Origin of the sequence: Lentzea xinjiangensis, assembly GCF_900110955.1 — a bacterium.
Lineage (GTDB): Bacteria > Actinomycetota > Actinomycetes > Mycobacteriales > Pseudonocardiaceae > Lentzea > Lentzea xinjiangensis.
Genome location: NZ_FOFR01000006.1, coordinates 237,683 through 256,367 on the forward strand (window position 1 = coordinate 237,683; position 18,685 = coordinate 256,367).

An 18,685-nucleotide genomic window follows, 5' to 3' on the forward strand; every position below is an offset into this window, starting at 1 on the left:
AGGACCGCCGTGACCGCAACGGAGGACGTGGCCTCCGCACTGCCGGTGGCCGCGTTCACCGACGCGATGAGCAGGCTGGTGTCCGGCCTGGCCGTGGTCACCACGCGGCAGGCGGGCGGGCAGCCGTGCGGGCTGCTCGTCTCGTCGATCTGCTCCTACAGCGTGGCTCCACCGTCGGTGCTGGTCGTCCTCGACCACGCCTCGCGCTGCCGGGACCCGTTGGCGCGGTGCGCGGAGTTCGGCGTGCACGTGCTCGGCAGTGACGAGGAACGCACCGCGCGCACGTTCGCGAGCCGCGGCGCCGACAAGTTCGCCGGTGTCGGCTGGGAGTGGGACGGGGCCGTGCCGCGCCTGTGCGCGGCCCCGATCTACCTGCGCTGCACCGCGAAGGCCGTGTTCGACCACGGCGACCACACCGTCCTGATCGGCGAGGTCACCCGCACCGCGGTGGCCGAGGCCGAGCCGCTCGTCTGCTACCGGCGGCAGTTCGACTGGGGGCTAAGGAGAAACGGCGTGCGCCACCCGTAGCCCGGCGAACCCGCGATCGTGCCGGTGCCCGAGGTCGAACGGGTCGCCGCCGCTGAGGACGACCTGGTGCACGGCCCGCAGCCGCGGGCCGGGCTCGATCCCGGCGTGGCTGGACAGCACCCGGTACGCCCTGGCGTAGGCGGTCAGCGCGTCCGCACGCCGTCCGGCCTGGCACAGCGCCAGCATCAACTGCTCGTGAAATCGCTCCCACAACGGGTACGTCGTGCACAGCTCTTCGAGGTCGCACACGATGAGGTGCCCGTCGCCGTTGCAGAGCATCACGTCGAACCGGTCCCGCAGCAGCTCCAGGTGCTCCTTTTCCAGCCGCGCGACGTCGTGGTCGAACACGCCCGTCTCGCGCAGGTCAGCGAGCGGTGCGCCGCGCCACAGACCGAGCGCGGCGCCCAGCGCCTCCTGCGCCCCCGAGCAGTCACCGGCCGCGATCTCGGCCTGCCCCCGCCTCGCGAGCGAGCGGAACCCGATCAGGTCGAGCTGGTGCGGCTCCAGCCGCAGGACGTAGCCGGACGGACGGGTGGCCAGGACGGGGTGCGACGCCGTGGCGCTCGTCCAGCCGGGGGTGAGCACCCGCCGCACCGCGGTGACGTACCCGTGCAGCGCCGCGATGGCCGACCGCGGAGCGCTGCGCGACCACAACCGGTCGATGATCCGACTCGTCGCCACGAACTCATTGGCGTGCAATGCGAGCAGTGCGAGCAATGCCCGCTGTTTCGGTGCCGTCGGCGTGCATCGGCGATTGCCGCGCGTGACTTCGAATGTCCCCAGCACCCGGAAATGCAATGGTTCATCGCACGTTGCCAAGTGACCGCCACCTCTGGTCCACGATCGGCTCTGGTGAACAACCGGAAGGGCGCAACCCCGTCCGACCTCGACAGTGTCGGGCAGGGAGGGACTTCGAGGTAGGTCCCGGCGGGAAACTGCCGGTGGCGATGATCTCCACGCCGGCCGATGGGCGCGAGTGCCCATAATGAAGCCGAATGCGCGGTACCGACCTCCGGATGATGACTTCTCCGCATTTTCCGGCTATTGCGCTCTGCGCGGCGAACGGTATCCGGCACGAACGGGCGAGGAGTGCCGCGTCCGTCCATTGAGGACATCGGCCGGTTCCGGCTGCTCCGTCCGGGCACGCGTTCCCCCGCACCGCTGCCGTGAGAGAGCCCTCGGCGTCACGGCGCTCGGAGCCGATCTTAGGATTGCGCCGCTCACCGAGGGGATGAGCACGGCGCCCTGCGCCGTAGTCGGGGAGGTGCCGTGCGGACGAGTCCGAACACCGAGCTCGGTGGTCCATCGCTGCGGCGGTGGTCGTTGCTGATCTCGGTGGCGCTGGTCGCCGTCCTGCTGGGGGCCGCCGTGGCGGTCCTGCTGGCCATCGGTGACCTGTCGCGCTCCCGGTCGCGGCTGCTGGACGTGGTCGGTCCCGCGGTGGTGAGCTCGCAGCAGCTCGGCACCCACGTGGTCGACCAGGAGAACGGCGTCCGCGGTTTCGTGCTCAGCGGCAACGACAACTTCCTCGAGCCCTACGCGACGGGGCTGGAACGCCAGTCCCCGGCGCACGCGACCATCGCGTCGATGGACGACCCGGTCGTCAGGGCTTCCCTGACCGCTCTGGACGCGGCACTGGCCGGCTGGCGCCGCGACTACGCCGATCCCGCGATCGCAGCGGTGAGGACGGGCAGCACCGTCCCGGCCGAGGCACTCGGCAAGGAGCGCTTCGACGCGGTGCGCGCGGCGTTGACGACGTTGCAGGACGAGCTGGCCGCCCAGCGCGCCGACAGCCGCGCCGCGCTCAACGAGGCGTCCACGGGGATGGCGGTGACGTGCATCGTCGCTTTGGGCGTGCTCCTGGTGGCGGTGCTCGGTTGTGTCGTCGCGGTGCGCCTGTTCGTCGTGGCGCCGCTGAGCCGGCTCCGCGGCCAGGTCGGTCTCGTGGCCGCGGGGGACTTCGCGCACACGGTCACCGTGACGGGTCCCGCGGAGCTGCGGGAGCTCGGCCGCGACGTGGACGTCATGCGCACCCACATCGTCGACGAGCTGGCCCAGGCGCGGGAGCGCAACGCCGCGCTGGACGCGGCCACCGCCGAACTGCGCCGTTCCAATGCCGAGCTGGAGCAGTTCGCCTACGTCGCCTCCCACGACCTGCAGGAGCCGCTGCGCAAGGTCGCGAGCTTCTGCCAGCTGCTCGAGAAGCGCTACCGCGACCAGCTCGACGACCGCGCCACGCAGTACATCGACTTCGCCGTCGACGGCGCGAAGCGCATGCAGTCGCTCATCAACGACCTGCTCGCGTTCAGCCGGGTCGGCCGCCTGCGCGAGAAGTGGGTCGTGGTCAAGGGCGAGGACCTCGTCGACGAGGCGCTGCGCAACCTGGCGGTCGCCCTGGAGAACTCGCAGGCGCGGGTGGAGGTGGGCCCGCTGCCCGAGGTCAGGGGAGAGGTCCGGCTGCTCGTCGGCGTGTTCCAGAACCTGATCGGCAACGCCGTGAAGTTCCGCGCCGAGCAGCCACCGCACGTGCGCGTCGACGCCGAGCCCGGCGAGGACGACACCTGGACGTTCACGGTGCGCGACAACGGCATCGGCATCGACGAGCAGTACGCGGAGCGGATCTTCGTGATCTTCCAGCGCCTGCACGCGAAGGACCGCTACCCAGGCACCGGCATCGGCCTGGCCATGTGCCGCAAGATCGTCGAGTACCACGGTGGCCGGATCTGGCTCGACACCGCGGCCACGACGGGCACGACGATCCGCTTCACGCTGCCGCGAGCCGACGCGAACGTCCTCGCGTTCGCCGACTGACCCCGGTCCGCCCGCGCCGGGAGCAGGTCAGCTCGCGACGACGGCCTCGGTCTCGGGGTCGTGGTGCAGGTCCGTCGTCCCGGCCACCACCAGCGTCGCCTTCCGCCAGGGCTGTTCGGCGAGCATGAACGGCAGCTCCTCGGCCAGCCACGCGGCGACGTGCCGCCGCTGGGCCGGCGAGTCGCCGTCACGCGCGACGAGCCGGCGCTCCTGCTCGTCCAGATCGCCCTGCAGCCAGATCGAGGCGTCGATCCACGGCGCGAGCTCCTCGCGGATGATCCCGGTGCCCTCCACCCACACGACGTCCACGCCGACCGGCACCCGGATCGTGCCGCTGCGCCGGTGCTCGACCCACGCCGGCGGCCGGAACTCCACCGCCCCGCCCTCGCGCAGCGGGCGCAGGACGTGCTCGGCCATCAGCTCTCCCCAGTCGAAACAGGCCTGGTTCCACGCGACGTCGTCGGTGTGCACCACGGCGGATCCGGGGACGACCCGCTGCAGCCGGGCGGCGAGGGTGGACTTCCCCGCGCCACCGCGCCCGTCCACCGCGACGACGAGAGGGCGGCGACCGGGTGCGGCCTGGCGCAGCCGCAGGACGACGTCGGACAGCTTCACCACCCGCCAGCCGGTGGCCTGGGCCTCACCGGGGTGCAGACGCATCGGCAGCCTCCTCGCTCGGGTGGACCTCAGTGGGGCAGCGGTGCGCCGCCGAGGGCGCCCAGGACCGTCGTCACCTGGAGGGTGGTGCGCGCGGTCACCTCGTCGGCGCAGGAGGCGAGCTCCGGCGCGCCGGCCGGCAGGTGGTGCACCTCGTCCAGGATCGCCAGGTAGATCTTCAGGCACCAGGAGGGGTGTGCCGCGGTGATGGCCCCCGAGGCGTGCAGGCGGGCGAAGAGCAGCTCGGCGCGCTCCCGGACCTCGGCGCTCAGGTAGGACCAGCGCGCGGGGGTGCCGGCGGTCACCACGTCCATGACGAGGCGGTGGCTGAACTTGATCTCCATGACGAGCTCGGTGACGCGGTGCAGGGCGATCAGCGGCGGGGCGCTGTCGACCTTCGCCTCGTGCAGCGCGCGCAGGTACTGCTCGTTGAGCTGCGCGACGAGGGCCTCCAGCAGGGCTTTGCGGGAGGCGAAGCGCCGGTGGACGGTGGCGCGGGCGAGCCCGGCCTCGTCGGCGATGCGTTCCAGCGACGCGGTCGGGTCCTCGGCCAGGACGACCTTGGCCGCCTCCAGGATGCGGGCCACGTTGCGTTCGGCGTCCGCGCGGACCGGACGGTGCGGGGTGGACGCGCTCATCTGACCTCCATGGTGAGGACCAAGCGTAACGATCAGCATAACTGCTACAGATAAGTCTCGCTTGTTGACACAAGTGAGACTGGCGTGTTGCATTTATGGCAGGCAAACCCCGCCGCGAACCAGGAGTTGTGAACCATGGATCTGAACCTCGCCGGGAAGCGCGTGCTCGTCACGGGCGCCAGCAAGGGCATCGGCCTCGCGATCGTGCGGGCCTTCCGCGCCGAGGGGGCGTCGGTCACCGCCGTGGCGCGGAACACCACGGCCGAGCTGGAGGCCACCGGCGCGACCTTCGTCGCCGCCGACCTGGCCGAACCGGACGGTCCCCGGCGGATGGTCGACGCGGTGCTCGCGGCCGGCCCCCGGCTGGACGTGCTGGTCAACAACGCCGGCGGCGGCGCGCTGCCGGAGGGGTCCCTCGGCAACGTCCTCGACGGCGGGGACGAGATCTGGCGGGACGTCTTCGAGCTGAACCTGCACTCCGTCGTGCGTGCCATCCGCGCCGCGCTCCCGGCGCTGATCGAGGCGCGCGGCGCCGTCGTCAACATCGGCTCCGACAGCGGCCGTCGCCTCGGGGCTCCCGGCGGCACGCCGCTGCCCTACGCGGTGGCCAAGTCGGGGCTGAACATGTTCTCCCGCGCGCTGGCCGAACGCGTGGGCCCCCAGGGCGTGCGGGTCAACACCGTGTCGCCGTCCCTCACCCGCACCTACAACATCGTCGGCGCGGACGGCTACCTGTCGCAGGTGGCGGAGGCCATCGGCGCCGAGCACGCCACGCTGGTGGACGCCCTGCCGGGTGAGCTGGGCATGCTGACCGGCCGGTTGATCGAGCCGGAGGAGATCGCCCGCGCGGTGCTGCTGCTGTCGTCGCCGACCATGCCGAGCGTGATCGGTTCGAACTGGGCGGTGGATGCCGGCTCCGTCAAGGTCGCGTGACCGGGCTCGGGTCCGTCGGGCAACGCCTGGCCGGTGATCAGGCCGGCCAGGCGTCCATGGCGGCGTCGGCGACCTCCTGGAGGTCCGCGCGGCCGATGCCGCCGGCCGCCTGGACCGCGATGCCGAACGCCACCGTCATGACGTAGAGGGCGAGCCGCCGGGCACTCGCGCCCGGAGGCAGGTCACCCTCCTCGGCGGCGCGCCGGAACCGTTCCTCGAGACGGCGACCGGCGACGTTGCGCCACTCCGCCAGTACCTCGTGAGCGGGGGTGCCCGCCTCGCCGGCGGCCAGGGCGCCCTGGACGCCGAGGCAGCCGGCAGGGCAGTCCGGCTGGGTGGTGGTCCGCACGGAGCCGTTCAGGAACGCCGCCGCGACGGCTCGGGCGGTCGGCTCCTCCAAGGCGCGCAGCCCGTATGCGGCCGGCCCGTCGGTGTAGCGCTCCAGCGCTTTGCGGAACAGCTGCTCCTTGTTGCCGAACGCCGCGTACATGCTGGTCTTGGTGATGCCCATCGCGCCGGTCAGGTCGGTGAGGCTCGCGCCCTCGTAGCCCTGCTTCCAGAACACGAGCATGGCCTGGTGCAGCGCCTCGTCGGTGTCGAAGGACCTGGGCCTGCCGACAGCGGTGTTCCCCTGACCTGTCACGCCCCTGAGCCTACCCCTTCGGTACCGATCGGTGCGCAAGTGCTACGGTCGAGTTCAGTACCGAACGGTACTTAACTCTGTGGAGGCGGCAATGGGTCAGTTCGAAGGCAAGACGGTGGTCGTGACCGGCGGCAGCAGCGGCATCGGCCTGGCCGCTGCCCGGCGGTTCGCGGCGGAAGGCGCGCACGTCTTCATCACCGGCCGGCGGCAGGGCGAGCTGGACGCGGCGGTCGAGGCCATCGGCGACGCCACCGCGGTGCGGGGCGACCTCGCGGAACTCGCGGACCTCGACCGGCTCTACGACGCGGTGCGCGCCAGGGGCAAGGGGCTCGACGTGCTCTTCGCCAACGCCGCCGCGGCCGGGTTCGCGACGCTGGAGCAGACGACGGAGGAGCACTTCGACCAGCTCTTCGACGTCAACGTGCGCGGCACCCTGTTCAGCGTGCAGAAGGCGTTGCCCCTGCTCAACGAGGGGTCCTCGGTCGTCGTGAACTGCTCCGTGCGCGCCGATGACGGCGTGGCGGAGTTCGGTTCGTACGCGGCGACCAAGGCCGCCCTGCGCTCCTACACCCGGACCTGGGCCAACGAGCTGAAGGGGCGCGGGGTCCGGGTGAACGCGATCTCGCCGGGCACCATCGACACCCCCGCGGTCGCGGGGATCGTCGGCGAGGAGAAGGCCGACGAGGTCAAGGCGGGCTTCGCCGCCAGGGTGCCGCTCGGGCGGATGGGAACGCCGGAGGAGGTCGCCGCGACCGTGGCGTTCCTCGCGTCGGAGCAGAGCAGCTTCATCCTCGGGGCCAACATCTACGTCGACGGCGGTGAGAACCAGTTCTGACCCGGCCCCGGCCGGAATGCCCGCGCCCGCCGGTGCGTTCACCGATCGAGGGCCTGTCGTGTGGCCAACTAGAGGACGGAAGTGTCGCGCGCGGTATGAAGAAGATCGGTTTTCTGTCCTTCGGGCACTGGTCGGACAGCCCGCACTCGCAGACGAGGTCCGCGTCGGACACCCTGCTGCAGTCGATCGACCTCGCGGTGGCCGCGGAGGAGCTGGGCGCGGACGGCGCCTACTTCCGGGTGCACCACTTCGCGAGGCAGCTCGCGTCGCCGTTCCCGCTGCTGGCGGCGATCGGCGCGCGGACCGAGCGCATCGAGATCGGCACCGGCGTGATCGACATGCGGTACGAGAACCCGATGTACATGGCAGAGGACGCCGGGTCGGCCGACCTCATCGCCGGGGGAAGGCTGCAGCTCGGCATCTCCCGCGGATCGCCGGAGCAGGTGGTCGACGGGTGGAAGTACTTCGGCTACCAGCCCGCCGAGGGGCAGACCGACGCGGACATGGCCCGCAGGCACGCCGAGGTGCTGCTGAAGGTGCTCGAGGGCGAGGGTTTCGCCCAGCCGCACCCGCGGCCGATGTTCCCCAACCCTCCCGGGTTGCTGCGCGTCGAGCCGCACTCACCGGGTCTGCGCGACCGGATCTGGTGGGGCGCGGGGTCCAACGGCACCGCGGTGTGGGCGGCCGAGCAGGGCATGAACCTGATGAGCTCCACGCTCAAGTTCGACGAGGGCGGGGCACCGTTCCACGTCCAGCAGGCCGAGCAGATCCGGGCGTTCCGCAAGGCCTGGGCGGAGACCGGCAGGCAGCGCGAGCCGCGGGTCTCGGTGTCGCGCAGCATCTTCGCGATCACCACGGACCTCGACGACGCGTACTTCGGGGGTGACGGCGAGAGCACCGACCAGGTCGGCTTCATCGACGGGCCGACCAGGGCGATCTTCGGCCGCTCGTACGCCGCCGAGCCCGACGTGCTGGTCGAGCAGCTTGCCGGGGACGAGGCGATCGCCGAGGCCGACACGCTGCTGCTCACCGTGCCCAACCAGCTCGGTGCCGACTACAGCGCGCACGTCATCGAGAACATCCTCCTGCACGTCGCGCCGGCACTCGGCTGGCGCTGACCTGTCCACCGGACGGCGGTGGCGTGGCGAAGGCCGCGCCACCGCCGTCCGCGTTGCCCGCGGTGTTCACGGCGGTCAGCGGAGGGGACTGATCCCCGCCACGGTCAGCGCGAACAGCCGGTCGGCCGCGCCGGCCGGGTCCCGGTGGTGTTCCGTGGCCATCGCGATGCCGACGATCACCGCCACCAGCTCGGCGACCGTGACCTCCCCCGAGACCGCGCCGTCGTCGATCGCGCGGCGCAGCAGCGGTCGCGCCGCCTCCTCGATCGCCGCCGCGCAGGAGTTCCCGTGCGTCGGGTCGGCCTCGTAGGCCAGCGCGGTGGCGAGCCCGCGCGCGGAAACGCAGTACGCCACGACGTCGGTCAGCCACGTGAGCAGTGCGTCCCTGCTGTCGCCCGTGCCGGTCAGCTCGCGAGCCCGCTCGCACAGCGCCTCGATCCGTTGCGAGGACACGGCTTCCAGCAACGCCTGCCGGGTGGGGAAGTGGCGGCGCACGGTCGCCGAGCCGACGCCCGCGACGCGGGCGATCTGCTCCAGCGACGCGCCGGCTCCGTGTGCGGCGACCTCCCGCTCGGCCACGGCGAGGATGCGCTCGTGGTTGCGCCGGGCGTCGGCGCGCTGCTGATCAGCCATGACAACCTCGTGCTGGATAAATGGCGGGGGCCGCCATATCGTAGCGGAGGATAAACGGCGGACCCCGCCGTTTTCGTTCCGCTGTGGAGGAGAGCCATGTCGGCACCAGTACTCGTGACCGGAGCCACCGGTCGGCAAGGCGGCGCCGCCGTCCGCGCGTTGACCGCGGCAGGCGTTCCGGTGCGCGCGTTGGTCCGCGATCCGGAGTCCGAACGAGCGAGGGCGCTGGGCGTCGAGCTCGCCGTCGGCGACCTGCGCGACCGCGAGTCGCTGTCCCGCGCCGCGCAGGGCGCCCGCGCGGTGTTCTCGGTGCAGATGGCCGAACTGACCGGGGAGGGGTTCGACTTCCCCGGCGAGCTCGCCCAGGCCACCAACCTGATCGAAGCCGCGCGGGAGCAGGGCGTCGGGCACTTCGTCCAGACGACCGTCGACGGCGCGGGCCCGCGCGTGGTGGACGAGCAGCACCCCCTGCGGGAGGCGTCCTTGAACACCAAGGCCGCGATCCAGGACCGGGTCCGCGCGGCCGGTTTCGACCGGTGGACGCTGCTCAAGCCCGGCTTCTTCATGGAGAACTTCCTGCCCTCGTCGGCATTCCTGTTCCCGCGCGGGATCGAGGGCGGCTTGGTGAGCGTGGTGAAGCCCACCACCCGGCTCTCCCTGGTCGCGGTGCGCGACATCGGCACGGCGGTCGCGGCCGTGATCGCGGAGCCGGACCGGTTCGACCGGGTGGAGCTGGAACTCGCGAGCGACTACCTGTCGATGGCGGAGATCGCCGAGGTGCTCTCCGGCGCGCTCGGCACCGAACTGCGGGCACCGGACATGACGGAGGACGAGGCCCGCGCCGCCGGCATGCCGGACATGGGCGCGGGCCACGACCGGCTGAACACCACCGGCATGGTGGGCCGGCCGGAGTTCGCGAGGGCGCTGGGCCTGCCGCTCACGAGTTTCGCCGAGTGGGCCCGGGAGCACGTGGGGGGCCCACTCGGCCCGGCGCCGGCCGGGGAGCGGGCGGCGCGCCGCTGACCCCCGGCGGCGAGCGGTGTGCCTCAGCAGCGGTCGAACGCGTAGTCCGGGTGGTTCGGTCCGACGAGGTAGCGGTCGCGCAACGTGGTGGTGGCCGGGGTGTCCGGGTCGTCGCAGACGTCCTCGAACGTGCCGCGGAGGTCATCGGTGTACTCGATGTCCATCACCTGCGCGCCGTACACCTCGCTGTAGGACGAGCACTCCTCCCAGCGGTGGCACTCCTCGGACACCGCGAAGTCGAAGCCGACCTCGGCACGTGCACGGGCGGCCTGCTCGGCCGAGTTCTTCTGGCCGATCGCGAGGCCGCGCTCGTGGGCGCGGCCGGCGAGGAGCTTCGCCAGGGCGAGGTTGCCGTCGACGCTCAGCTTGCCGCGCGAGCGCAGGTAGGAGTCGAGGTTGTCCACCTCGACGGCCTGGAAGCCCTTGCTCGCGCACCGGTCGATCGTGCCGCCGATGATCGAGGCGAGCTCGGTGCGCTTGGCAGCCGTCGACGTGTCGAGCAGGAGCTCGTCCGGCCAGTTCGGGTCGACGACCGGCCTGCCGGAGGAGTCCTTGAGCACCAGGTGCCCGCGCTGGTTCAGCCAGACGTCGCGGTCGGCGGGCTGCGACTGGAAACCGTTGACGTAGCAGATGGTGTAGATGCCGGGCGCCGGTGCTGCGCTGCTGTCGCGCGTCACCAGGGTCACGCCCGCCGGCGGCGGGTAGGCGGCGCCGAGCTGGTAGTCGAGCACCGCGCCGGCCGGAGGCGGCTGCACCGCCGCGGCGGACGCGCGGTCCGCCTGGCCGGACGGGGTCAGCGGCCCGGCGACGCAGGCGGCCAGAGCGGCTGCGGCGAGGGCGGTTCCGGTGAAGGCGCGGGCAGGGGAGGTCATGTGCGCCGGACTCCTTGATCGCTCAGGGGTGATCGCCCGGAGATGATCGGTCAGGATTGATCAGGTCTGGGGGGAACGGGTTCGGGTCGGTGATCGAGTTCTCGGCGACCCTACCGGTGCGCTCCGGGCGTCAGGAGGGCCGCGAGCCGGCGCCTGCCCGCCGCGCGACCGGGTCGGTCGCGCGGCGGGTGTCGGAGTCGCCGGTCAGCGCTGCTCGGCCGCGACGTCGAGGATCCACGTGACGCCGAACCGGTCGGTCAGCATCCCGAAGCCGGGCGCCCACGGCGCGGGGCCGAACGCCTCGATCACCGTCGCACCGTCGGCGAGGAGCTCCCAGTGCCCGGCGACCTCCTCGACGGTCTCGCCGCGGACGGAGAGGAAGAACGGCTCGGTCGTGATCGTGGCACCGTTCTCCCGGCGCGTGGTGGGCTCGCCCTGGGGCAGCGGCGCGTTCTCGCCCGGCACGTCGTAGGCCATGACGCGGAAGCCGTTGTCGGCGACCACCTGGCCGAACACCACGTTCGCGGCACCGGGAGCGTCCGCGGGCAGACCGAAGTCGCCGTAGGTGGCGATGGTGGTCTGCCCGCCGAACACCGACCGGTAGAACTCCAGGGCCTCCCTGGCCTGGCCGCGGAAGTTGAGGTGGGTGACAGCGTTGAGCGACATGGTTTCCGGTCCTTCGGAAGTGGTTCTCGTCGCGGGAGGTCTCCGGCGACGAGAACCACGATGTCAGCGGTAGCGGACAGGGAACGTCCGCTACTCGTGGGAGGCTGGGACCATGCCGATCGCGTCCTCGACCACCACCTCCAGCCGCCTGCTGGCGTTGCTGTCGATGCTGCAGGCCCGCCGCGACTGGCCCGGCGTCCTGCTGGCCGAGCGGCTGGGCGTCAGCGAACGCACCGTCCGCCGCGACGTCGACCGGCTGCGGGAGCTCGGTTACGTGGTCCACGCCGTCAAGGGCCCGGACGGCGGCTACCGGCTGGAGGCGGGCAGCCAGATGCCGCCGCTGCTGTTCGACGAGGAGCAGGCGGTCGCGCTCGCCGTGGCGCTGCGCCTCGCCGTGGCCACCGGTGCGGGCATCGAGGAGGCCGCGGCCCGCGCCCTGGTCACCGTGCGCCAGGTCATGCCGTCCCGCCTGCGCCGCCGCATTGACGCGCTGGAGGTCACCACGGCCGGCCGCGGTGACCTCCAGGTGGACACCGAGGTCCTGCTCACCTTGAGCAGCGCCATCCGCGCCCGCGAGGAGGTGCGGTTCGACTACCGCGCACCGGGCCGTTCCGGCGACGCCGGACCACAACCGCCCCGCCGGGTGCAGCCGCACCACCTCGTGGTGCGCGCCGGCCGCTGGTACCTCGTCGGCTGGAGCGCCGAACGCGAGGACTGGCGCACCTACCGCGCCGACCGGATGACCCTCCGAATCCCCGGCGGACCGCGGTTCACCCCGCGCGAGGTGCCGGGCGGGGACGTCGCCGCGTTCGTCTCCGCGCGGTTCAAGGGCTCCGGCAGCGCCCACACCTGGCCGTGCGAGGGCGAGGTGGTGCTCCACCGCCCGCTGGCCGAGGTGGCGCCGTTCGTCGGCGACGGTGTCGCGGAGGATGCGGGCGCCGCCAGGACCCGGCTGGTGACCGGGTCGTGGTCCTGGGCCGCGCTCGCCGCGCGGCTGGCGAGCTTCGACAGCGAGATCGAGGTGGTGGGACCGCCGGAGTTGCGGGAGGCGTTCGGGGAGTTGTCGCGCCGGGCGGCGCGTGCGGCGCGGCCGGCGTGATCGTGGCCCCCCTCGAACCGGGACGCCAACCGCTAATCCTCCCGCAACGCCCGCACGAACGCGTCCGCGGCGGGGGAGCGGTCCTCCTCGGTGACGACGACGGTCCGCCGCCGCTCGACGAACCCCGGGTCGCGGACCGGGACCCACGTGACACCCCGCGGCACGATGTCCGCGGCCAGCCCCGGCAGCACGGACACGCCCAGCCCGGCGGCCACCAGGCCGAGCCGCGTCTGCCAGGTGCGGGCCTCGTGCCCGATGTGGGGCGCGGTCAGAGTGGGCCACGCGCCGAACTGCGGGTCGCCCTCCTTGCCGACGCCCACGATCCAGACCTGGTCGGCGAGGTCGCGCACGTCCACCTCGTCCTGCCGGGCGAACGGGTGACTGTTCGCCACGGCGATGCCGGGCCCGCGTCGGACGGGCACCGGGTCGGTGCGCAGGCCGGCCAGGTCGTAGCCGGGCAGGCCGTCGCCGACCGCGATCACCGCGACCTCGATCCGGCCCGCCCGCAGTCTGCGCAGCAGCGCCGGGCTGCCCGCCTCGCCGAGCCGGACCGCGAGGCCGGGGTGCGCGGCGCGCAGCCGTGCGACGGCCCTGGGCACGAAGCTCGCCGCCGCGGTGGGGTAGGCGCCCACCGCCAACCGGCCCGCGAGCCGGTCGCGCAGCCCGGCGATCTCCAGCTCCGCGGCCTCCAGGTGGGCGACCACCTGCCGCGCGTGCTCGAGCAGCGCCTCGCAGGCCGGGGTGGGACGGACGCCGCGGGCCCACCGCTCGAACAGCGGGCTGCCCACGGCCGTCTCCATCGCGCTCACCTGGCGGGAGACCGCGGACTGCGTGTAGCCGAGCGCGTCGGCGCTCGCGGTGAACGAGCCGCGCCTCGCCACCTCGACGACGACGCGCAGCCCGACCAAGGTCATCCCCGACATGCGGCCCAGTATCCGGGAGGCCCAGTATCAGGGCCGCCCAGTATCAGGGCCGCCCCGCTCGGCCCGCGTGATCGGCATCCGCCGCGTGCGCCGGCTCCTTCTGCGCCTCGAACGCGGCCAGCCGTGCGGCCACCGCGGTGGTCACGAGTTCGTAGGCGTCGGAGTTGAGCAGCAGCCGCAACGGCGGTGCGTCGGACAACGCCGCTTCGATGATCGCGTGTGCGACGCCGGACTGGCTGCCCGGCATCGCGTCGACCGCCGGGGGCGGCGTGTCGGCGGGGCCACCCCGGTAGGGCTCGCTGAGCGGGACGCGCTGCGCCGCGTCGTAGAAGCTGGTGCGGACCATGCCGGGTTCGACGAGCATCGTGCTGATGCCGAACGGCGCGATCTCGGCGGCCAGCGCCTCGAAGTAGCCCTCCACGCCCCACTTGGTGGCGTGGTAGATCGCGAAGCCGGGGAAGGTGATGTGGCCGCCCATGCTGGACAGCTGCACGAACACGCCGCCGCCCTGACGCCGCAGCAACGGCACGGTCCGCCGCGCCACCTGGATCGAAGCGGTGAGGTTGGTGGCGATGGTGTTCTCGACCTGCTCGTCGGTCAGGTCCTCGGCGGCGCCGAACACGCCGCTGCCCGCGTTGGAGACCACGACGTCGATCCGGTCGTGCGCCTCGAACGCCTCGGCGAGCACGGCTTCGACCTGAGCGGTGTCGGTGACGTCGAGAGCGCGGCGCCACACCCTGTCGCCGTAGCGCTCGGCGAGGTCGTCCAGCCGCCGCGGGTCGCGCAGCGTCGCGGCCACGCGGTGCCCGCGCGCCAGGACCTGGTCGACGAGCTCGCGTCCGATTCCCCTGGATGCTCCGGTGATGAAGAAAGTGGCCATGGCAATGACGCTAGGCGGCCAAAGGCATGAGAACCAGCGATGGTTTCGCAGTCCGGCCATGCGAAAAGAGCATGGGTCACTCGCGCCGGTCCGCGAAGATGTCGCGCAGTTTGCCGCGGTCGTGCACCACCAGCAGTCCACAAAGGATGGTGTAGAGCGCGGCCAGGTACTTGACCGAGGGGTAGTCGAACGCGAAGTCCATCAACGTGATGTTGAGCCCGATCACGAAGAGCGCGGCCGCTCCCACGAACGTGGTGCGGCGGAACAACAACATGACCGCGGGAACCAGTTCGAACAGGCCGGTGACCCGGCCGTAGAAGGGCGAGTAGCCGTAGAACAGCCACACCAGCGAGGTGCCGTCCACCGTCGACTTGGACATGTTCTCCCAGTCGCCGTAGTAGAACTGGCCACCGAACAGCTTGACGCACCCGTAGAGGGTGAAGATCGCCGCCATCAGCAGCCTGACGACGAGGATCGTCTTCGACGGGGCGTTGTTCCAGATCATCATGCGGGACTCCGGGTTCGCTCGGCTGAGCCGACAGGAACCCATCGTCGCGATCACCCGGCACAAGCACCTCCTGCGAGAGGTCCGTCCGGCGGCCTGGGGGAGGAGTCACCTCCTACCGCGGTAGGAGGTAGGGGGCACGTGACCGACCTACGATCGTCGTCGTGACTTCGTGGAACGTCGCACGGCCGGTCGTGGCGCGATGGGCACCCAGGTTCGCGCCACTGGCACTGGTGGTCGTCTCGACGCTGTGGCTCGCGGTTCCGGCGCCGGGCACGAGCCCGTCGGCGTGGACCGTTCCCGTGGCGGCCTCGCTCGTGTTCGTCGCGGGCCGCCGGCTGCCGCTCGCGGTGTCCCTAGCGCAGAACGCGCTGGTGCTGACGGCGTTCCTGGTGGACGCTCCCGGCCTCGCCGCGGCACAGGCCTGCGCCGCGCTGTCGCTGGGCGAACTCGCGGTGCGGCGGCCCTGGCGGCCGCAGCTCGCGGCCGGGTGCGGCGGAGCTGTCGTGGCCGACGCGGTCTACCTCGCCGGGCAGGAGGACGACCGGCCGGCGGTCGTCGCGTTGAGGGTGGCGCTGGTCGTCGGCGTTCCCGTCCTCGTCGGGAGGCACCTGAGGTCGGTGCGGGAGCTCGCCGCGCGGCAGCGCGAGGAGAAGGCGCTGGTCCTGCGCGTGCGGGACGCGGAGATCTCGGCCGCGCGGGAAGCCGACCGCGTCGCCGTCGCCAGGGAGCTGCACGACCTCGTGGCCCACCACGTGTCCTCGATGGTGCTGCGCTCCGCCGTGGCGCGGCACGCGGCGAGCGACGTCGAGCAGTTCCGCGAGGTGCTCGACGACGTGCACGCCACCGGCTCGGCGGCGCTGCGCGACCTGAGGGACCTGGTCACCGTGCTCCGCGACCCCTCGGTTCCCCCGCCGGTCGGCGCGAGCCCCGCCTGCCTCACCACGGCGGTGCGCCAGGCGGCCGAGAGGTGCGCCCGCGCGGGTTTCGCGGTGCGCACCGACATCAGCGGCACCACCGGGGACCTGGACGGGTCACACCGCCTCGTGGTGCTGCGGATCGTCCAGGAGGCGCTCACCAACGTGATGCGCCACGCCGGACCGGGCGCCGCCGTGCACCTGCGCGTCCGCGACTCGCACGCCGGCGTGGACGTCGAAGTCCGCGACACCGGCGGCGTGCCACCCGGTCTGACACCACCAGGGCTCCCTTCGGACGGCCACGGGCTCACCGGGATGGCGGAGCGGGTCGAACGGCTCGGCGGGTCGTTCCACGCCGGTCCGGCCGGAGCCGGCTGGGTCGTGCGCGCCAGCCTGCCGCGGCAGGAGCAGCCGGCGTGATCCGGCTCCTCATCGCCGACGACCAGCGGCTCGTGCGCGCCGGTCTGCGGATGCTGTGCGAGAACGCCCCGGACGTCGAGATCGTCGGCGAGGCGGCCGACGGCGCCGAGGCGGTGCGCGCGGCGGCGCGGTGCCGGCCCGACGTGGTCCTGATGGACCTGCGCATGCCCGTGGTCGACGGCATCGCGGCGACCAGGAGGATCCTCGCCGACGATCCCGGTGCGCGCGTCGTCGCGCTCACCACCTTCGATGACGACGACCACCTGTACCCCGCGCTGGCCGCCGGCGCGCACGGGTTCCTCGTGAAGGACTCCACGCCCGAGGACCTGCTGACGGCCGTCCGGCGGGCCGCTGGTGGTGAGCAGCCCTTCAGTCCTGATGTGCTGCGTCGGCTGGTGGGCAGGGTCGTCGGGCGGGAACGCGGCCCGGAGCCGTCGAGCGCACTGCGCGGCCTGACACCGCGTGAGCTCGACGTGCTCGCGCTCCTGGCCGAGGGCCTGGGCAACCGGGACATCGCCGAGCGGCTGCACGTGGGCGTGACGACGGTGAAGACGCACGTCGCCGCACTCATGACGAAGACAGGTGCGGACAACCGCGTGCGGCTGGCCGTCCTCGCCCACTCGGCCGGGCTGCTGTGACCGCCGCGAGCCGACGGCCGGGCGCCTGGTGCGCGACGAGGGCGATCAGTGCTGCAACGACTGGGTGCCCAGCACGACCGCGAGCGCCAGGCGGTCCGCGTCCTCGGTGCCGGGCTCGGCGGTGTAGACGGTGATCCGCAGGTCGTCGTGGGTGACGACGAGCGTGTCGCAGTCGAGGGTGACCAAGCCGGCCGCCGGGTGGTCGACGGTCTTGCGCCGGGACGGACCGGCCTGGGCGGGTGCCGTCCCGGCGTCCCAGAGCTCGGTGAAGCGGGGGCTGCCCGCGGTGAGGTCCGCGACCAGGCGGCGCAGGGCGAGGTCGGCGGGGTAGCGCGAAGCCGTCAGGCGCAGGTCGGCCACGAGCCGGGCTTCATGCTCCTCCTGTTCCCGCGAGGTGAGCACGACGCGTGAGGGCAGGCGGGTGACGTTGCGCCAGACGGCGTTGCGCTCCAGGCCCTTCCAGGCGGTCGTGTCGCCCATGAGCGCGTTGTAGGGCGCGTTGGCCAGCACGAGCGTCCAGGTGGCGTCGTGGACGACCACCGGGGTGTGCGAGAGCCGGTCGAGCAGCCGCTGCACGCTCGGCGTGATCCTCGACGGCACGACGTCGGGACCGGGCGTGGCGTGCCCCGCCAGGCGGTGGAGCAGGTCGCGTTCGGTGCCGGACACCCGCAGCGCCCTCGCCAGCGACTCCACCACCTGCGCCGACGGCGCGGTCGCGCGTCCCTGCTCGAGCCGCGTCAGGTAGTCGGCCGAGATGCCGGCGAGCGCGGCCAGCTCCTCGCGCCGCAAGCCGCTCGCCCGCCGGCGGCGCCCCACCGGCACACCGGCGGCCTCGGGTGCCACCCGGTCGCGCCAGCGCCGCACCGTCCGGCCGAACTCCCACTCCCGCACGTGCTCCAGTGTGCGCCAGCCCGGCCGGGCTTGTCCTGGCCCTGGCAGTCCTACGACAACGGGACGGCCGGCTGGACCGCGCGTCGCGTCAGGGCGAGGACGCGCCGACCGCGGGCGCCGGGTCCGCCTCCTCCTGCCGTTCGGCTCGGACCGCGGCGATGCCGGCGAGGATCAGCAAGCCGCCCAGGAGCTGCAACGGGGTGAGCTCCTCGCCCAGCAGCAGCCAGGCGAACAGGGACGCCGAGACGACCTCCAGCAGGGCGATGAACGACGCGAGCCGCGACCCGAGGATCCCCGAGGCGGTGATGCCGGCCGCGTAGGCGAGCGCGGTGCCGAGGACCGCGACGACGAGCAGCGGCACCCACCAGGCCGTCGTGGTGCCGAGCAGGGTCAGGTCGTCGAACGTGGCGGTGAACGGCAGCAGGCCGGTGACCCCGATGAGCGCCAGGACGGGCGCGGCCAGCAGCAGCCCCGCCCCGGCCAGCGCGACGGGAGGCAGCCCCTCGTTGGGCCGCGCGGCGATCACGAAGTAGACGGCGCACCCGATGGCGGCGCCGAAGGCGGCGGCCAGGCCGGCCGGGTCCACGGCCTGGATCGCGCCGGGCCCGATCACGAGCACCAGACCGCCGACCGCGAGCACCGAGCCGACCAGGACGACGGGTGCGGGTGCCCGCCTGCTGACCGCCCAGCCGAACCCGACCAGCAGGAGGGGAGCGAGGAACTCGATGAGCAGCGCGGTCGCCACCGGGATGCGCTGGATGGCGGCGAAGTACAGGACCTGGGTGACCGCGACCCCGACCAGGCCCATGCCGAGCACCGGCCAGCGGGCCCTCAGCAGCAGGGCCCACCGGCCGCGCAGGGCGACCACGACGAACGGCAGCAGCACGAGCCCGGCGGTGAGCGCGCGGGCCGTGACGGCGGCGGTCGGCGACCAGCCCGCCTCCAGCAGCGGTTTGACGAACGCCCCGGAGGTGCCGAACGAGGTGAACGAGACCGCTGCCGCGATCAGGCCGGTGGTTTTCTGGCCGATCCCCATGCTGGCCTCCCGGCCCGGT

Annotated in this window: 21 protein-coding genes; 9 read left to right on the forward strand and 12 right to left on the reverse strand. The window is 72.8% G+C overall.

Annotated elements, in window-relative coordinates; genetic code table 11:
- Nucleotides 1-9 precede the first annotated feature (9 nt).
- Nucleotides 10-528: a flavin reductase family protein gene (locus tag BMW88_RS16325; RefSeq protein ID WP_143116101.1), complete on the forward strand. Its 519-nt coding sequence runs from the start codon at nucleotides 10-12 to the stop codon at nucleotides 526-528.
- Here the strand turns inward: BMW88_RS16325 and BMW88_RS16330 are convergent.
- Entirely contained in the window at nucleotides 499-1,512 is a 1,014-nt protein-coding gene (locus BMW88_RS16330) for an AfsR/SARP family transcriptional regulator (protein WP_089951558.1), read from the reverse strand. The two genes, BMW88_RS16325 and BMW88_RS16330, sit on opposite strands and share 30 nt — an antisense overlap.
- Before the next feature lie 285 nt (nucleotides 1,513-1,797).
- Between BMW88_RS16330 and BMW88_RS16335 the strand changes: the two genes are divergently transcribed.
- The gene (locus BMW88_RS16335) at nucleotides 1,798-3,339 is read left to right on the forward strand and encodes a sensor histidine kinase (RefSeq protein ID WP_089951559.1); all 1,542 of its coding nucleotides are present in this window, start codon (nucleotides 1,798-1,800) and stop codon (nucleotides 3,337-3,339) included.
- 27 nt (nucleotides 3,340-3,366) lie between these two features.
- On the opposite strand, the gene BMW88_RS16340 is transcribed toward BMW88_RS16335, so the two are convergent.
- Together BMW88_RS16340 and BMW88_RS16345 are read right to left on the reverse strand one after the other, a co-directional pair.
- Entirely contained in the window at nucleotides 3,367-3,999 is a 633-nt protein-coding gene (locus BMW88_RS16340) for a uridine kinase family protein (protein WP_089951560.1), read from the reverse strand.
- A gap of 26 nt (nucleotides 4,000-4,025) precedes the next feature.
- Nucleotides 4,026-4,634, reverse strand: coding sequence for a TetR/AcrR family transcriptional regulator (locus tag BMW88_RS16345; RefSeq protein ID WP_089951561.1), 609 nt, complete (start codon nucleotides 4,632-4,634; stop codon nucleotides 4,026-4,028).
- 135 nt (nucleotides 4,635-4,769) lie between these two features.
- On the opposite strand from BMW88_RS16345, the gene BMW88_RS16350 reads away from it, so the two are divergent.
- On the forward strand, nucleotides 4,770-5,567 hold the full coding sequence (locus BMW88_RS16350) for an SDR family NAD(P)-dependent oxidoreductase (RefSeq protein WP_089951562.1): 798 nt from the start codon (nucleotides 4,770-4,772) through the stop codon (nucleotides 5,565-5,567).
- A gap of 37 nt (nucleotides 5,568-5,604) precedes the next feature.
- Here the strand turns inward: BMW88_RS16350 and BMW88_RS16355 are convergent, their stop codons facing one another.
- A complete protein-coding gene (locus BMW88_RS16355) occupies nucleotides 5,605-6,210 on the reverse strand; it encodes a TetR/AcrR family transcriptional regulator (protein ID WP_218148084.1) in 606 nt (201 codons plus the stop codon).
- Nucleotides 6,211-6,301: 91 nt separating this feature from the next.
- On the opposite strand from BMW88_RS16355, the gene BMW88_RS16360 reads away from it, so the two are divergent.
- Nucleotides 6,302-7,045: an SDR family NAD(P)-dependent oxidoreductase gene (locus BMW88_RS16360; protein ID WP_089951563.1), complete on the forward strand. Its 744-nt coding sequence runs from the start codon at nucleotides 6,302-6,304 to the stop codon at nucleotides 7,043-7,045.
- Between the two features lie 95 nt (nucleotides 7,046-7,140).
- Nucleotides 7,141-8,163 (forward strand): LLM class flavin-dependent oxidoreductase, encoded by a 1,023-nt coding sequence (locus BMW88_RS16365; RefSeq protein ID WP_089951564.1) that lies wholly within the window; start codon nucleotides 7,141-7,143, stop codon nucleotides 8,161-8,163.
- 75 nt (nucleotides 8,164-8,238) lie between these two features.
- Here BMW88_RS16365 and BMW88_RS16370 read toward each other — a convergent pair whose 3' ends face one another.
- The gene (locus tag BMW88_RS16370) at nucleotides 8,239-8,796 is read right to left on the reverse strand and encodes a TetR/AcrR family transcriptional regulator (RefSeq protein ID WP_089951565.1); all 558 of its coding nucleotides are present in this window, start codon (nucleotides 8,794-8,796) and stop codon (nucleotides 8,239-8,241) included.
- Between the two features lie 96 nt (nucleotides 8,797-8,892).
- Between BMW88_RS16370 and BMW88_RS16375 the strand changes: the two genes are divergently transcribed.
- Nucleotides 8,893-9,819 carry an NmrA/HSCARG family protein gene (locus BMW88_RS16375; RefSeq protein ID WP_089951566.1) on the forward strand — a complete coding sequence of 309 codons (927 nt, stop codon included), beginning with the start codon at nucleotides 8,893-8,895 and terminating at the stop codon, nucleotides 9,817-9,819.
- Nucleotides 9,820-9,842: 23 nt separating this feature from the next.
- Here the strand turns inward: BMW88_RS16375 and BMW88_RS16380 are convergent, their stop codons facing one another.
- Both BMW88_RS16380 and BMW88_RS16385 read right to left on the reverse strand, forming a co-directional pair.
- Complete coding sequence (locus tag BMW88_RS16380) at nucleotides 9,843-10,691, reverse strand: endo alpha-1,4 polygalactosaminidase (protein ID WP_089951567.1); 849 nt, start codon at nucleotides 10,689-10,691, stop codon at nucleotides 9,843-9,845.
- Nucleotides 10,692-10,895: 204 nt separating this feature from the next.
- Nucleotides 10,896-11,357 (reverse strand): VOC family protein, encoded by a 462-nt coding sequence (locus tag BMW88_RS16385; RefSeq protein ID WP_089951568.1) that lies wholly within the window; start codon nucleotides 11,355-11,357, stop codon nucleotides 10,896-10,898.
- A 112-nt stretch (nucleotides 11,358-11,469) separates the two neighbouring features.
- Between BMW88_RS16385 and BMW88_RS16390 the strand changes: the two genes are divergently transcribed.
- Complete coding sequence (locus BMW88_RS16390) at nucleotides 11,470-12,456, forward strand: helix-turn-helix transcriptional regulator (protein ID WP_089951569.1); 987 nt, start codon at nucleotides 11,470-11,472, stop codon at nucleotides 12,454-12,456.
- 32 nt (nucleotides 12,457-12,488) lie between these two features.
- Here the strand turns inward: BMW88_RS16390 and BMW88_RS16395 are convergent, their stop codons facing one another.
- From BMW88_RS16395 to BMW88_RS16405, 3 genes are all read right to left on the reverse strand, one after another.
- The gene (locus BMW88_RS16395; RefSeq protein ID WP_089951570.1) at nucleotides 12,489-13,379 is read right to left on the reverse strand and encodes a LysR family transcriptional regulator; all 891 of its coding nucleotides are present in this window, start codon (nucleotides 13,377-13,379) and stop codon (nucleotides 12,489-12,491) included.
- A gap of 43 nt (nucleotides 13,380-13,422) precedes the next feature.
- Nucleotides 13,423-14,259, reverse strand: a complete 837-nt coding sequence (locus BMW88_RS16400; RefSeq protein ID WP_089951571.1) for an SDR family oxidoreductase — start codon at nucleotides 14,257-14,259, stop codon at nucleotides 13,423-13,425.
- Between the two features lie 76 nt (nucleotides 14,260-14,335).
- The gene (locus BMW88_RS16405) at nucleotides 14,336-14,767 is read right to left on the reverse strand and encodes a hypothetical protein (protein ID WP_089951572.1); all 432 of its coding nucleotides are present in this window, start codon (nucleotides 14,765-14,767) and stop codon (nucleotides 14,336-14,338) included.
- Between the two features lie 161 nt (nucleotides 14,768-14,928).
- Here BMW88_RS16405 and BMW88_RS16410 point away from each other — a divergent pair, with 161 nt between their 5' ends.
- Together BMW88_RS16410 and BMW88_RS16415 are read left to right on the forward strand one after the other, a co-directional pair.
- Entirely contained in the window at nucleotides 14,929-16,101 is a 1,173-nt protein-coding gene (locus BMW88_RS16410) for a sensor histidine kinase (protein ID WP_177221132.1), read from the forward strand.
- A complete protein-coding gene (locus tag BMW88_RS16415; RefSeq protein ID WP_089951574.1) occupies nucleotides 16,098-16,739 on the forward strand; it encodes a response regulator in 642 nt (213 codons plus the stop codon). The genes BMW88_RS16410 and BMW88_RS16415 overlap by 4 nt, the downstream gene beginning before the upstream one ends.
- A 45-nt stretch (nucleotides 16,740-16,784) precedes the next feature.
- Here the strand turns inward: BMW88_RS16415 and BMW88_RS16420 are convergent, their stop codons facing one another.
- Both BMW88_RS16420 and BMW88_RS16425 read right to left on the reverse strand, forming a co-directional pair.
- A complete protein-coding gene (locus BMW88_RS16420) occupies nucleotides 16,785-17,630 on the reverse strand; it encodes a helix-turn-helix transcriptional regulator (protein ID WP_089951575.1) in 846 nt (281 codons plus the stop codon).
- 88 nt (nucleotides 17,631-17,718) lie between these two features.
- Nucleotides 17,719-18,666, reverse strand: coding sequence for an EamA family transporter (locus BMW88_RS16425; RefSeq protein ID WP_089951576.1), 948 nt, complete (start codon nucleotides 18,664-18,666; stop codon nucleotides 17,719-17,721).
- Between the last annotated feature and the right edge of the window lie 19 nt (nucleotides 18,667-18,685).

Excerpts from the sequence above, each read along its gene's own strand:
- BMW88_RS16330 (WP_089951558.1), bottom strand. The coding sequence starts at position 1,512 with ATGGGCACTCGCGCCCATCGGCCGGCGTGGAGATCATCGCCACCGGCA.
- BMW88_RS16340 (WP_089951560.1), bottom strand. The coding sequence starts at position 3,999 with ATGCGTCTGCACCCCGGTGAGGCCCAGGCCACCGGCTGGCGGGTGGTG.
- BMW88_RS16345 (WP_089951561.1), bottom strand. The coding sequence starts at position 4,634 with ATGAGCGCGTCCACCCCGCACCGTCCGGTCCGCGCGGACGCCGAACGC.
- BMW88_RS16350 (WP_089951562.1), top strand. The coding sequence starts at position 4,770 with ATGGATCTGAACCTCGCCGGGAAGCGCGTGCTCGTCACGGGCGCCAGC.
- BMW88_RS16360 (WP_089951563.1), top strand. The coding sequence starts at position 6,302 with ATGGGTCAGTTCGAAGGCAAGACGGTGGTCGTGACCGGCGGCAGCAGC.
- BMW88_RS16365 (WP_089951564.1), top strand. The coding sequence starts at position 7,141 with ATGAAGAAGATCGGTTTTCTGTCCTTCGGGCACTGGTCGGACAGCCCG.
- BMW88_RS16370 (WP_089951565.1), bottom strand. The coding sequence starts at position 8,796 with ATGGCTGATCAGCAGCGCGCCGACGCCCGGCGCAACCACGAGCGCATC.
- BMW88_RS16375 (WP_089951566.1), top strand. The coding sequence starts at position 8,893 with ATGTCGGCACCAGTACTCGTGACCGGAGCCACCGGTCGGCAAGGCGGC.
- BMW88_RS16380 (WP_089951567.1), bottom strand. The coding sequence starts at position 10,691 with ATGACCTCCCCTGCCCGCGCCTTCACCGGAACCGCCCTCGCCGCAGCC.
- BMW88_RS16385 (WP_089951568.1), bottom strand. The coding sequence starts at position 11,357 with ATGTCGCTCAACGCTGTCACCCACCTCAACTTCCGCGGCCAGGCCAGG.
- BMW88_RS16390 (WP_089951569.1), top strand. The coding sequence starts at position 11,470 with ATGCCGATCGCGTCCTCGACCACCACCTCCAGCCGCCTGCTGGCGTTG.
- BMW88_RS16395 (WP_089951570.1), bottom strand. The coding sequence starts at position 13,379 with ATGTCGGGGATGACCTTGGTCGGGCTGCGCGTCGTCGTCGAGGTGGCG.
- BMW88_RS16400 (WP_089951571.1), bottom strand. The coding sequence starts at position 14,259 with ATGGCCACTTTCTTCATCACCGGAGCATCCAGGGGAATCGGACGCGAG.
- BMW88_RS16405 (WP_089951572.1), bottom strand. The coding sequence starts at position 14,767 with ATGATGATCTGGAACAACGCCCCGTCGAAGACGATCCTCGTCGTCAGG.
- BMW88_RS16425 (WP_089951576.1), bottom strand. The coding sequence starts at position 18,666 with ATGGGGATCGGCCAGAAAACCACCGGCCTGATCGCGGCAGCGGTCTCG.